The organism is Streptomyces sp. KM273126 (genome assembly GCF_004337435.2).
GTDB lineage: Bacteria > Actinomycetota > Actinomycetes > Streptomycetales > Streptomycetaceae > Streptomyces > Streptomyces acidicola.
Genome location: NZ_SJXB02000001.1, coordinates 5,974,553 through 5,987,670 on the forward strand (window position 1 = coordinate 5,974,553; position 13,118 = coordinate 5,987,670).

Below are 13,118 nucleotides of genomic sequence, written 5' to 3' on the forward strand. Positions count from 1 at the left end.
GCGTAGAGGGGCGGGCGGCATGCGACGCGGTGGACCTTCGGTGCTGGGAATCGTACTGGCGGGCGGCGAGGGCAAACGGCTGATGCCCCTGACCGCCGACCGTGCGAAACCCGCGGTGACCTTCGGCGGCACATATCGGCTCGTCGACTTCGTCCTGTCCAACCTGGTCAACGCGGACATCCTGCGGATCTGTGTGCTGACGCAGTACAAGTCGCACTCGCTGGACCGGCACATCACCACGACGTGGCGGATGTCGAGCCTGCTCGGCAACTACGTCACACCGGTCCCGGCGCAGCAGCGGCTCGGCCCGCGCTGGTACCTCGGCAGCGCGGACGCCATCCTGCAGTCCCTGAACCTGGTCCATGACGAACAGCCCGACTACGTCGCGGTGTTCGGCGCCGACCACGTCTACCGCATGGACCCCCGGCAGATGCTGGCGCAGCACATCGAGGGCGGCGCGGGCGTCACGGTCGCGGGGATACGGGTGCCGCGCGCCGAGTCGTCGTCGTTCGGCGTGATCACGCCCGGCTCCGACGGGCAGACCGTCGAACGCTTCCTGGAGAAGCCCGCCGACCCGCCGGGCCTGGCGGACGACCCCGAGCGCGTGTTCGCCTCGATGGGGAACTACATCTTCACCACCAAGGCCCTCGTGGAGTCCCTCCAGCGGGACGCCGAGGACCAGAACTCCGTGCACGACATGGGTGGTTCGATCCTGCCCCAACTCACCGGCCGTGGCGAGGCCCAGCTGTACGACTTCAGCGCCAACCACGTGCCCGGCGAGACCAGCCGCGACCGGGGCTACTGGCGCGACGTCGGCACCCTCGACGCGTACTACGACGCCCACATGGACCTCATCGCCGAGCGCCCCGCCTTCAACCTCTACAACCGCAGCTGGCCCATCTACACCCACTCGGGCCAGCTGTCCCCGGCCCGCTTCAACGCGGGCGGCATGGCCGGCGAGTCGATCATCAGCGCCGGCTGCCTGATCCGCGGTCAGGTGACGCGGTCGGTGCTCTCGCCCGGTGTGGTGGTCGATCCCGGCGCGGTCGTACAGGGCTCGGTGCTGCACGACAACGTCCACGTCGGGCGGGGCGCGGTCGTGCGCGGCGCTGTCCTCGACAAGGGCGTCCAGGTGCCGCCGGGCGCGACGATCGGCGTCAACCCCGAGCGGGACGCCGAGTTGTACACGGTCTCCAAGGGCGGTGTGATCGCGCTGGGCAAGGGCCAGATGGTGTCGTAGTTCCTGGACGGGAAGCGGAATCCGTGTTGTCATGCCAACTGCTGTACGTGACAACGTTGTACCGCTGAGAACTGAGCACCGAGCCGCCACCCATCCTCACCCCTAGGGGGGATCCGTGCGCATCAGACGACTCAGAAACCGACTCGCGTCACCGCTCGTGTTACTCCTCGCGGTCGCACTCGGTATCGCGGGACTCACCGCCGCACCGACCGCGACCGCCGCCGACGACTCCGCCGAGGTCCAGGGTCTGAAGGGCGAGTACTACACGCACTCCGCCCCGGGTGTCTTCGACTTCGACGAGCTGAAGGCCACCCGCTTCGAACCGAACCTCGACTTCGACAACCTGGAGCCGCGCCTGGCGGCCACCGCGGGACAGTCGGACGACGTCAGCGTCCGCTGGACCGGAAAGATCGTTCCGGAGAAGACCGGACCCCATACCTTCTCGATCATCGCTGACAACGGCTTCCGGCTCTGGATCGACGGAAAGATCGCCATCGACCACTGGGTCGACGACTGGGACCGCGAACAGACCGCCCAGCCCATCGAGCTGACCGCCGGCCAGGCCTACGACATCAAGGTCGAGTACTTCGAGCACTACGGCGGCTCCAACTTCCACCTGCGCTGGACCCCGCCGGGCGGCAGCAAGGGACCCGTCCCGCAGTCCGCGTTCCGCCTGCCCGACGGCTTCGACTACGACGGCGCCGTCGCGGCCACGGTCCTGAGCGACGGCCGCACGATGAAGCTGGACTTCGCACAGGACCTCGCCGCACCTCCGGCCGGGTTCACCGACCACCTCACCGCGGTGATCGGCGGAGCCGAGTGGCCCCTGGGCGCCGCCGCGCCGGACCCCGCCGACCCGAAGGCGCTGCTCGTCGCCCTCAAGGAGCCCGTGGTCGGCAACAAGACCGGCACCGCACGCGGGGCCACCGACCTCCACTACGACGGCCGGGGCGGGCTCACAGGCACCGACGGCAACGTTGTCAAGGAGTTCTGGAGCAGCGGCCCCAACCGCTCCACATACGAGCTGCGCACCCGCTGGGCCGACGAAGTGGGACCGGACAACGCCCTCCCGGAGTACCCCCGGCCCCAGCTGACCCGCGACGCCTGGCAGAACCTCAACGGGCGCTGGCAGTTCGCGGCGGCCGAGGCGGGCGAGCAGCCGCCCGTCGGCAAGACCCTCCAGGAGCGGATTCTCGTCCCGTACCCGGTGGAGTCCCAGCTCTCCGGTATCCAGCGGCACGAGGACCGCATGTGGTACCGCCGCACCTTCACGGTTCCCCGTGACTGGCACATCGGCTCCGGCAAGCGGCTGCGGCTGAACTTCGGCGCCGTGGACTGGCAGTCCGAGGTGTACGTCAACGGCACCAAGGTCGCCGAACACAAGGGCGGTTACGACAAGTTCAGCGCCGACGTCACGGACGCGCTGAAGCCCGGCCGCACCCAGGAGCTCATCGTCGGCGTGTACGACCCGACCGACGCCGCGAACGGCGAGAACCCGCCGCTCGGCAAGCAGCGCCTGGACCCGAGCGGCATCTGGTACACGCCGTCGTCCGGCATCTGGCAGACGGTGTGGATGGAGCCGGTCGCAGCCGACCACGTCGACTCGCTGGGGCTCGTGCCGGACGCGGAGAGCGGCCGGCTCACCGTCGAGGCCAAGGGGGTGCGCGACGGCGTGCCCGTCACGGCGACAGCGTACGACCGCGGGCGAAAGGTCGCCACGGCGAGTGGCCGCACCGGCACTCCGCTGACCCTGACGATCCGTGACCCGCACCTGTGGTCGCCCGACGACCCGTTCCTGTACGACCTGAAGGTGAGCGTGGGCGCCGACCGGGTCGGCAGCTACTTCGGCATGCGGTCCGTCGCCGTCGAGAAGGTGAACGGCACCCCGCGCACCCTGCTCAACGGCGAACCCGTCTTCATGATGGCCACGCTCGACCAGGGCTTCTGGCCCGACGGTCTGCACACCGCCCCGACCGACGAGGCGCTCGCGTACGACCTGAAGGCGCACAAGGAGCTCGGCTTCAATGCCGTGCGCAAGCACATCAAGGTCGAGCCCGACCGCTGGTTCTACTGGGCCGACCGGTTGGGCCTGCTGGTCTGGCAGGACATGCCCGCGATGACGGCGGGGGTGAATCCGGGCCCCGCGGCCCGTGCCGAGTACGAGCGCGAGATGAAGGAGATGATCGACGAGCACATCAGCAGCCCGTCGGTCGTCATGTGGGTCACCTTCAACGAGGGCTGGGGCCAGTACGACGTGGGCCGCATCGCCGAACAGGCGAAGGCCTGGGACCCGACACGGCTGGTCAACGGCCAGTCGGGCCTCAACCTCGGGGCCGACGGGGGCACCGGCGACATCATGGACGAGCACGGCTACCCGAGCCCGGCGCTCCCGCCCCGCCCCGACGGGGAACGGGCACTCGTCAGCGGCGAGTACGGCGGCCTCGGCCTGGCGGTCCCCGGGCACGCCTGGTCCGTCCAGCAGTCGTACGTCGACGTCGACCCGGCGACCTACACCGACGACTACCTCACCAAGCTCGACGAGGTGCGCGCGCTGGCCTGCCGGGGCAGCAACGGTGCCGTCTACACCCAGATCACGGACGTCGAGGGCGAGCTGAACGGCTTCCTGACGTACGACCGTGCGGTCATGAAGCCGGATGTCGGGCGATTGAGGGCCGCGCACGAGGCCCTGATCCGCGACGCGTCCCGTGCCGCTCCGGAGGGATGCCCGGCGCAGTGAGGCCGGCGAGTGACACGCGCCCCCGCCCGGTTGGCCCGCGCCCGTACGGGTGGGGTGTGTTTGCAAGGGTGACGTCACCTGTCGTCGCGTGACCACAGGCGCCTCCTGAGTCCCGCCCCTTTCGGAGGGGCGGGACTTAATCTGCTGTTAACTGTGCGTAGCTTGATCGTACTTGACCGTAATCGCTTGTCGGCGATTGACTGCTGACTTCCACACTTCGTCGACGCGAGGCAAGCCATTGACTTCCGACGTGCTCGCACCACTCGACCTGGCTTTCTGGAACATCGAGTCCGCACAGCACCCGATGCACCTCGGTGCCCTCGGGGTCTTCGCGGCCCACTCGCCCACCGCCGGCGTCCACGCGGCCGACCTGCTCGCGGCCCGTGCCGCCGCCGTGCCGGGGCTGCGTATGCGAATCCGGGACGTATGGCGGCCGCTCGCGTTCGCACCCTCCTTCCCGACCGCCTTCGGCGGGGCCGTCCGCGAGCCCACCCGGGACTTCGACCCCCTGGACCACGTCAGGCTGCACGCCCCGACCGCGGACTTCCACGCGGTGGCGGGCAGCCTGATGCAGCGCCCGCTGGAGCGTGGGAAGCCGCCGTGGGAGGCCCATGTGCTGCCCGGTGAGGACGGCACCTCGTTCGCCGTGCTGTTCAAGTTCCACCACGCCCTGGCCGACGGCCTGCGCGCCCTGACGCTCGCCGCCGCCGTCATGGACCCGATGGACATGCCCGCGCCCCGCCCCCGGCCCGCCCCGCCCCCGCGCGGTCTCCTCCCCGACGTGCGCAGACTGCCGGGGCTCGTCCGCGGCGTCCTGTCCGACGTGGGCCGCGCGCTCGACATCGGAGCCTCCGTCGCCCGCTCCACCCTGGAGGTACGCCCCTGCCCCGCGCTCGCCTCGCGGTCCAGCGGCACCCGCCGCACCGCCGGTGTGGTGCTGGACCTCGACGAGGTGCACACCGTGCGCAAGGCGGTCGGCGGCACCGTCAACGACGTCCTGATCGCGATCGTCGCGGGCGCCCTGCGCCGCTGGCTCGACGAGCGCGGCGACGGCAGTGCGGGCGTGGCGCCCCGCGCACTGATCCCCGTCTCCAACCGCCGCCCGCGCACCGCGCACCCACAGGGCAACCGGCTCTCGGGCTACCTGATACGGCTCCCCGTGGACGAACCGGATCCGCTCGGCCGCCTGGGCACGGTCCGTACCGCCATGGACCGCAACAAGGACGCGGGCCCCAACCGCGGCGCGGGCGCCGTCGCGCTGCTCGCCGACCACGTGCCGCCGCTCGGCCACCGGCTCGGCGGGCCGCTGGTCAGCCAGGCGGCCCGGCTCTGGTTCGACATCCTCGTCACCAGCGTGCCGCTGCCCAGCCTCGGCCTGAGGCTCGGCGGGCACCCGCTCACCGAGGTCTACCCGTTCGCGCCGCTGGCCCGCGGCCAGTCCCTGGCGGTCGCGGTCTCGACCTACCGCGGGCGCGTCCACTACGGGCTCGTGGCCGACGGCGAGGCCGTGCCCGACCTCGACCGGTTCGCCGAGGCCGTCTCCGCGGAGGTGGAGACACTGCTCGACGCCTGCGCTCCGTGACCGGCCTCCGCTTGCCATGACCGGAACGGGTTTGGTCACCCGGCCCGGCGCTCCGTAGAATTCCGCGTTCGACAGCGAGCGCGGAAGGAGCGCCGCGACGGGTGACCAGGGAACGGCAGCGGCGATGACGGTGACAGAAGACGGCCCGGCGATGGTGGACGAGGTGTCGTCGTACGGCCCCGGCATTGATCCGGAGCGGCTGGCCGTGTGCCTCGGCGTGCTGGAGGAGCTCGACAAGCTGGAGATCGACCACCCGGACGCGATCGCCGTGCGACGGGCCACCGCGGGTGTCTACCGCACGGTCAAGCAGCGCCGCCGCCAGGAGCGACGGGCCGCCAAGACCGCCCACGACAAGGCGGTCACCGAGGCCACCGCCACCGGCTCCGCCGAGCGCATCGACGACGAGACCGAGGGCATCCTGCCGTCATCCGTCACCGAGGCAGGGCAGATCGCGGGGATACTCCAGCGGCCCCGCAGCTGCTACGTCTGCAAGGCCCGGTACGTCGAGGTCGACTACTTCTACCACCAGCTCTGCCAGAAGTGCGCCGCCGAGAACCGGGACCGCCGCGACGCCCGCGCCGACCTCACCGGCAAGCGCGCCCTGCTCACCGGCGGCCGCGCCAAGATCGGCATGTACATCGCGCTCAGGCTGCTGCGCGACGGCGCGCACACCACCATCACCACGCGCTTCCCGAACGACGCGATCCGCCGTTTCAAGGCCCAGCCCGACAGCGACGAGTGGATCCACCGGCTGAAGATCGTCGGCATCGACCTGCGTGACCCGGCCCAGGTCGTCGCCCTCGCCGAGTCGGTCGCCGCCGAAGGCCCGTTGGACATCCTGATCAACAACGCCGCCCAGACCGTACGGCGCTCCCCTCAGGCGTACGGCGAGCTGGTCACCGCGGAGTCCGCCCCGCTGCCGGCCGGAGAACTGCCCGCGGCGGAGGTCATCGGCACCTTCGGCTCCGGTGCCGTGGCCGCGCTGCCGGTGGCCGGAGGCGGCGCGCTCACGGCCCAGGACGTCACCGACCTGGCCCTGGTCTCAGGATCGGCCTCCCTGGAGCGGATCGCGGCCGGTACGGCGATCGACGCGGGCGGCCTCGTGCCCGACCTGCACGACACCAACAGCTGGATCCAGTCGGTGGAGGAGGTCACACCGGTGGAGCTGCTGGAGGTGCAGCTCTGCAACTCCACGGCGCCCTTCATCCTGATCAGCCGGCTGCGCGCGGCGATGGCCGCGTCGACGGCCCGCCGGACGTACGTCGTGAACGTCTCCGCCATGGAGGGCGTCTTCAGCCGCGGCTACAAGGGGGCGGGCCACCCGCACACCAACATGGCCAAGGCCGCCCTCAACATGCTCACCCGCACCAGCGCGCAGGAGATGTTCGAGAACGACCGCATCCTGATGACCGCCGTCGACACCGGCTGGATCACGGACGAGCGCCCCCACCCGGACAAGGTCCGCCTCGCCGAGGCCGGCTTCCACGCCCCGCTCGACCTGGTGGACGGCGCGGCCCGGGTCTACGATCCAATTGTGCGCGGCGAACAGGGCGAGGACCTGTACGGCGTCTTCCTCAAGGACTACGCGCCCGGGAAGTGGTGAGCCGCCGCTCCTGACGCGCCCCGGCGTCCGCCGGGGTACCCGGCCCTGGTGAGGACCGCGCGGGAGTAGCCATGGACAGTTCACACGGAGTCGATCCGCGGAGCTTCGACGATCCGCGCAACGTGTACCGGACCGACGAGGAGTTCTACGCCAGCGGCCGTCCGGCCAACCCCGAACTGGAGGAGGACCGGCCCCGCGGTGGCCGCCCCACGGAATCGGTGCGGCACCCCTGGACCTGGGGCACGATCCTGTTCGTCGTCTGCGTCGTCGTGTTGGTCCTCGCGGGGATCGCTCTGTTCCCGTGAGGGGAACGGCCGTCGTCACGATCGAGGTGGCGCCTGTGACCGCAGGCGGTCGTGGACGGCGTACCCGGATGAGGTGTGCGCCGTCCTGACCCGGGTTCCGCCGTCCACCAGCAGATCCGCCCCCGTGACCCACTCCGCCGCGTCCGAGGCCAGCCACACGACGGCTCGCGCTATGTCCTCGGGCGCGCCCAGGCGGCCCAGCGGGAGTCCCGCGGCGAGCTCCCTCTCCGCGCCCTCCCACACGAACCGCGCCATCTCCGTGCGGACGAGGCCGGGGGAAACGGAATTGACCCGCACCGTGGGGGCCAGCTCCCCGGCGAGCTGCCGGGTGAGGTGCAGCAGGGCCGCCTTGCTGGTGCCGTAGGCGCCGACGTGGGGCCCGACGTGCCCGGCGCCCTCGGTGCAGATGTTCACCACGGCACCTCCGTGCTCGCCCATCCAGGCCCGCCACGCATGCTGCACCAGCCGCAGCGGCGCCTCGACGTTGACGGCGAAGGTGTCGCGCAGGCGGTCGGGATCGACGTCCAGGAGCGGACCGTACGGTTCGTTCGTGCCCGCGTTGTTGACGACGAGGTCGATCCGGCCGAACTCCCGCAGCGTCAGCTCGGTCAGCGCCCGAAGATGCGCCGGGTCGGCCACCGATCCCGCGAGCCCGATGCCGCCGAGCGCGGCGGCGGCCGGCGCCACACTCTCCGGATCACGTGCCGTGACGCACACACGCGCACCGGCCGCCACCAGTGCCTCGGCGACGGCCAGCCCGATCCCGCGCGAGGCCCCGGTGACGATCGCGGCCCGGCCCTGGAGTCCGTGGGGTGAGGTCATCCGCGTACCGTCTCATGACGGACCGTCAGTTCACAGGCCGGTGGTGAAGGCGCCTGCCGGGGCGATGGCTGAATCCGCATCCCGTTCCGGGCCGTTCCGGGCCATTCTGGGCCGCTCTGCGTGTGGCGGCGCTCATCGTTCGCCTGTTCGGGGAGGAGTGGGCGCCGCCCGGCCGGTAACCGCGCCTGTGGGCCGTGCCCGTGCCCTTCCGTCGTCGGTCGAACACGGAACGATTCAGGGCAGTTCCCTCGTGTTTCCAGCCCCATCGAGCGGGCACCCGCTCAAATGGTTACCCTGTAGCGGACGGACAGTCTTATATGGGTTCCACCCACACCCAGTCCGTCCCGGGACAAGCCGGTCACAACGGCATGTTCTCACCACAACTCGACAGGCGCCACCGCGTCCGAACCATTTCTGAAACCGACCCAAGCGGGCGTCTAGTGCACGGCAGTACGGTGAGCCGGCCCGTCCCGAGGGTGACCCGACACATAAGGAGTGCGCGGTGACACCGGAGAAGAGCAATAGCGATCAGCGGACCAAGGATCGTGCGGAGCGCGCGGGCCGTCGGCCCAAGAAGCAGCTCGGCAGCCTCGACGTGTGGGCCAGGTCCGCCCCGATCCGCCTCGCGGGGTACGAGGACGACCTCGCGGAGCCCCACATCCTCCCCAGCGTGGACTGATCAGGGCAGGACCCGCCGCGATCGCCGGCGGCACGGGCGTGCCAGACTCGCGCCCATGCCGATCAGAGAAGCCACGGCCGAGGACTGGCCGCGCATCTGGCCCTTCTGGCACCGCATCGTCGCCGCCGGTGAGACCTACACCTGGGATCCGGACACCTCCGAAGAAGCCGCTCGCGCCCTGTGGATGGCGCCCGCCAAGCGTGTGTACGTCGCCGAGGACACCACCGGAGCCGTCGTCGGCTCCGCCTACCTCACTGCGAACTACGGCGGCCCCGCGGCCGGCGTCGCCAACGCGGGCTTCATGGTCGACCCCGACCACGGCGGGCGCGGCTTCGGCCGCGCCCTCGCCGAGCACGTCCTCGCCGCGGCCAAGGCCGAGGGGTACCGGGGCATGGTGTTCAACGCCGTAGTCGAGACCAATCCCGCCGTGCGGCTGTGGACGTCGCTCGGCTTCACCGTTCTCGGCACCGTGCCGGACGCGTACGAGCACCCCCGGCACGGGCGGGTGGGACTGCACGTCATGTACCGGGCCCTGTGACCCGAGATGCGAGCCGTGTGGCCGGACGCCGGGAAATCACTGGGACGGGTGTCCCCGCCGTGCGTGCACGAGCCCCATGGTGCCCACCGACCGTCTCCTCGCCTTCTCGGCCACAGCTGACGGGCGTCCTCAGGCGAGCGGTGCCGTCCGCTGCCACGGACGCAGTTCCTCCAACTGGCCCGCCACGGCCAGGAGATCGAGCTCGCTGCCGGGGCGGCCCACGAGCTGGACCGCGCACGGCGCACCGCCCGGCAGTGTGCCGCACGGCACGGACATCGCCGGCCAGCCGGTCAGGTTCCACGGTGGCGTCAGTGGCGAGTAGGTGGTGTTGGTCAGCAGGTTGCGCAGCCAGCCGCGCTCGTGCCAGGGCGCGGCGGCGGGGCCGCGCCGGGCCAGCGTCGGGGTGAGCAGGACGTCGTGCTCGGCGAAGAACGGCTCCATACGGCGGCGCAGTTGGTCGCGGCGGTCGCCCTCACGGACGCTCGGGACGAAGCGGCGGCCCACAGCCGCGTGGACGCGGGTGCGGCGGGCGAGGTGCCGTGGATCGAGCGCCCGCGCGTCGACGGACGTTCCCGCCGTCCAGTGCGCCAGGGACGTCGTGCCCAGCCACAGCGGGTAGGGCGGGTCGGCACGTCGTACCTGGTGGCCCGCCCCGGCCAGCAGCTTCGCCGCCTCGCGGGCCGCGGTCGTGTACGGGCGGCTGACGGTCACGCCGGGCAGCGGGCTGCGTACGGAGACCGCGATCCGACAGGGTGCGGGCTCGGACGGACGTGCCGCGTCGGGCGTGTCGGCCAGCACCGAGAACATCAGCCGGGTGTCCTCGGCCGTGGTCGCGAGCGGCCCGTTCTCGGACATGCCGAACCAGTCGCCGTCGCTGATGCCCGCCGGGACCACCCCGAGACCCGGCTTGAGGGTGATCAGCCCGCAGTTGGCGGCCGGGATGCGCAGCGAGCCCATCCCGTCGTTGCCCAGCGCGACCGGCACCATCCCGGCGGCGACCGCCGCCGCGCTGCCGCCCGACGAACCGCCCGCCGTGCGCGTGATGTCCCACGGGTTGCGCACGATGCTGTACACACCCTCCGAGGTGCCGAAGACGCACAGCTCGGGCACGTTCGTGAGGCCCACGACCACGGCGCCCGCCGCCCGCAGCCGGGCCACCGTGGCATGGTCCTGTCCGGCCGGTGTGTCCGGGGTCGCGGCGGTGCCGACGCGGGTCGACTCACCCCGTACGGCGAGGTTGTCCTTGACCGCCACGGGCACGCCCGCGAGGGGCAGTTCGGACAGGTCGGCACGGGCGCCCACCTCGTCCGCCTCGGCCAGGGCCGCCTTCCCCCGCACCATACGGAACGCGCCGACGCGGGCGTCGAGCAGCTCGATCCGCGCGAGGTGCTCCGCCACCACCTCGCGGGGTGTGATCCGCCGCTCCCGTACGGCGGCGGCGATCTCGGCGGCGGTCCGGCCGGCCCAGCTGGTCACGGGCGCTCCCTGTGCGTGAGGCATGGAGGTACTCGCCGGTAGCCGACGGGTACGAGGAGCACTGTGCCTTGCCCGAGGCGCCACGTCGAGAGTCCGTTTCACGAGTCCGTTGACCGTCTTCAGCGCCTCATCCGATGAGTTCTTCGACCTCTGCCGATGAGTGTTTCAACTCCCGTATAGGCACGCCCCATTGACAGCGGAGGGATCACGCTCCAAGGATCAGACATCCGATGACTGCGAACTGCCTGTGAGGTGGTGCGGTATGGCGTGGTCCAGATTGGCCGGTGCCGTGGCGGGGCTGGTGCTGCTCGTGGCGCCCGTTCCGGCGATGGCTCAGACGCAGAAGGCGGGGCCGCCACCCGTCACGGTGCCCGCACTGTCCAACTGGGCGCCGGGAGAGGGAAGTTACGCGTTCGGGCGAAGTACCCGCATCGTCGCCCGTGACCAGGAGTCACGCGAGGTCGCCGACACCCTCGCCGACGATCTGCGCGCGGCCGGCCGCGGCACCGTAGCCGTCGTCCCTGACGTCACGCCACGGAGCGGCGACATCGTTGTCGACGTCGACCCCTCCGCGGTCCGGCTCGGCACCGAGGGGTACGAACTGCGCGCGGGCGCCAGCCTGCAGATCACCGGCAGGACGGACACCGGAGCCTTCTACGGCACCCGCACCCTGCTCCAGCTCCTCGCCCAGGGCGACCGCGTGCCCGCCGGAAGCACCGTCGACGTGCCCGAGTACGAGGAACGCGGCGTCGGCGTCTGCGCCTGCTACATCAACATCTCCACCGAGTGGCTGGAGAACCTGGTGCGCGACATGGCGTACCAGAAGCTCAACCAGCTCCTCCTCGAACTGAAGGTGAAGAGCGACGCCCACCCCGAGGCCAACACCTGGGGCTACTACACCAAGGACGAGATCCGCCGCCTCGTCGCCCTCGGCGAGAAGTACCACGTGGAGATCATCCCGGAGATCAACTCCCCGGGCCACATGGACCCCTGGATCGAGAACCGTCCCGACCTGCAACTCACCGACTCCGACGGCGTGAAGCAGCCCTCCCGGCTCGACGTCACCCAGCAGGCCGCCTTCGACTACTACACGAGCCTGATGGACGAGTACGCCGAGGTGTTCCCGGCCACCTCCTGGCACATGGGCGCCGACGAGTACATGCTGGGCTCCGACTTCGCCAAGTACCCGCAGGTCCTGGCCTACGCGCGCCAGAAGTACGGAGCGAACGCCACCCCGCAGGACGCGTTCATCGACTTCGTCAACCGCGTCCACGCCTATGCCGCCGCCCAGGGCAAGAAGCTCCGCATCTGGAACGACGGTCTCACCGGCGCCAACACCGTGCCGGTCACGGCGGGCACGACCGTCGAGCACTGGCTGAACGTGGCGGTGAAGCCGAGCCGGATCATCGCGCAGGGCTACCCGTTGATGAACGCCTCGTACGCCCTGTACCTCGTGCGCGGGGGCTTCCACACCGACACCAAGGGGCTGTACGACCAGGGCTGGGACCCGCGCAGCTTCGAGGGCGAGAAGCTCGCCTCGCGCACCGGCATCACCGGGGCGAAGATCAGCCTGTGGCCGGACAACGGGCGTGGTGAGACCGAGAACGAGGTCGCCGTCGCCCTGGACCCGGCGCTGCGGCACATCGCCCAGGCCACCTGGGGAGCGCCCCGCCCGGACGCCACCTACGCCGAGTTCACCGACCGTGCGCGAGCCGTGGGCCACGCCCCCGGATGGCGTGACCTGACCCGTGTACCACTCGCCGACGGGACGTACACCTTCCGCAGCGGCGGCGTGACACGCGATCTTCAGGTCGCACGCACCCCCGACGGCTATGTGACCCTGAAGTCCGTCACGAGCGGCAGGTGCCTGGAGACGCGCAGCGGGAAGCTCACCCTCAACGTGCCACTGGAACCGGGCAGTTCGGTCACCGAGGAGACCTGCGCCGCCTCGAACACCCTGCAGCGCTGGGTGCCCGTGCCCGCTCCCGGAGGCCACCGGCTCGTCAACGCGATCACACGCATGGCCGTGCACGTCACGGACGACGGACGCCTCGTCCAGTACCCGCCGGACCAGCGCGCGCCCGCCGTGTGGCAGGCGACCTCCCGCTGAGGGACCGGCCCCACCGGGGCCGGCCC

The 13,118-nt window shown here is 71.1% G+C and carries 10 protein-coding genes; 8 read left to right on the top strand and 2 right to left on the bottom strand.

What is annotated here, in order from left to right; genetic code table 11:
• Positions 1-19: 19 nt before the first annotated feature.
• From glgC to E0500_RS25510, 5 genes are all read left to right on the top strand, one after another.
• Positions 20-1,240 carry a glucose-1-phosphate adenylyltransferase gene (glgC, locus tag E0500_RS25490; protein WP_131570430.1) on the top strand — a complete coding sequence of 407 codons (1,221 nt, stop codon included), beginning with the start codon at positions 20-22 and terminating at the stop codon, positions 1,238-1,240.
• Between the two features lie 115 nt (positions 1,241-1,355).
• On the top strand, positions 1,356-3,977 hold the full coding sequence (locus E0500_RS25495; RefSeq protein ID WP_131570432.1) for a PA14 domain-containing protein: 2,622 nt from the start codon (positions 1,356-1,358) through the stop codon (positions 3,975-3,977).
• A gap of 238 nt (positions 3,978-4,215) precedes the next feature.
• Complete coding sequence (locus tag E0500_RS25500) at positions 4,216-5,559, top strand: wax ester/triacylglycerol synthase family O-acyltransferase (protein WP_181587128.1); 1,344 nt, start codon at positions 4,216-4,218, stop codon at positions 5,557-5,559.
• Between the two features lie 124 nt (positions 5,560-5,683).
• On the top strand, positions 5,684-7,162 hold the full coding sequence (locus E0500_RS25505; RefSeq protein WP_131565084.1) for an SDR family NAD(P)-dependent oxidoreductase: 1,479 nt from the start codon (positions 5,684-5,686) through the stop codon (positions 7,160-7,162).
• Between the two features lie 71 nt (positions 7,163-7,233).
• Positions 7,234-7,467 (top strand): hypothetical protein, encoded by a 234-nt coding sequence (locus tag E0500_RS25510; RefSeq protein ID WP_181587129.1) that lies wholly within the window; start codon positions 7,234-7,236, stop codon positions 7,465-7,467.
• Positions 7,468-7,482: 15 nt separating this feature from the next.
• Here E0500_RS25510 and E0500_RS25515 read toward each other — a convergent pair whose 3' ends face one another.
• Positions 7,483-8,289 (bottom strand): SDR family oxidoreductase, encoded by an 807-nt coding sequence (locus E0500_RS25515; protein WP_131565086.1) that lies wholly within the window; start codon positions 8,287-8,289, stop codon positions 7,483-7,485.
• A 502-nt stretch (positions 8,290-8,791) separates the two neighbouring features.
• Between E0500_RS25515 and E0500_RS25520 the strand changes: the two genes are divergently transcribed.
• On the top strand, positions 8,792-8,968 hold the full coding sequence (locus E0500_RS25520) for a hypothetical protein (RefSeq protein WP_131565088.1): 177 nt from the start codon (positions 8,792-8,794) through the stop codon (positions 8,966-8,968).
• A 55-nt stretch (positions 8,969-9,023) separates the two neighbouring features.
• Positions 9,024-9,506, top strand: coding sequence for a GNAT family N-acetyltransferase (locus E0500_RS25525; protein WP_131565091.1), 483 nt, complete (start codon positions 9,024-9,026; stop codon positions 9,504-9,506).
• Positions 9,507-9,635: 129 nt separating this feature from the next.
• On the opposite strand, the gene E0500_RS25530 is transcribed toward E0500_RS25525, so the two are convergent.
• The gene (locus E0500_RS25530; RefSeq protein ID WP_131565093.1) at positions 9,636-10,982 is read right to left on the bottom strand and encodes an amidase; all 1,347 of its coding nucleotides are present in this window, start codon (positions 10,980-10,982) and stop codon (positions 9,636-9,638) included.
• A gap of 262 nt (positions 10,983-11,244) precedes the next feature.
• Here E0500_RS25530 and E0500_RS25535 point away from each other — a divergent pair, with 262 nt between their 5' ends.
• Positions 11,245-13,092: a family 20 glycosylhydrolase gene (locus E0500_RS25535; RefSeq protein ID WP_131565096.1), complete on the top strand. Its 1,848-nt coding sequence runs from the start codon at positions 11,245-11,247 to the stop codon at positions 13,090-13,092.
• Positions 13,093-13,118: the final 26 nt, after the last annotated feature.

What these genes read in the sequence shown, in the direction of transcription:
- glgC (WP_131570430.1), top strand. Translation starts at nt 20, where the DNA reads ATGCGACGCGGTGGACCTTCGGTGCTGGGAATCGTACTGGCGGGCGGC.
- E0500_RS25505 (WP_131565084.1), top strand. Translation starts at nt 5,684, where the DNA reads ATGACGGTGACAGAAGACGGCCCGGCGATGGTGGACGAGGTGTCGTCG.
- E0500_RS25510 (WP_181587129.1), top strand. Translation starts at nt 7,234, where the DNA reads ATGGACAGTTCACACGGAGTCGATCCGCGGAGCTTCGACGATCCGCGC.
- E0500_RS25515 (WP_131565086.1), bottom strand. Translation starts at nt 8,289, where the DNA reads ATGACCTCACCCCACGGACTCCAGGGCCGGGCCGCGATCGTCACCGGG.
- E0500_RS25525 (WP_131565091.1), top strand. Translation starts at nt 9,024, where the DNA reads ATGCCGATCAGAGAAGCCACGGCCGAGGACTGGCCGCGCATCTGGCCC.
- E0500_RS25535 (WP_131565096.1), top strand. Translation starts at nt 11,245, where the DNA reads ATGGCGTGGTCCAGATTGGCCGGTGCCGTGGCGGGGCTGGTGCTGCTC.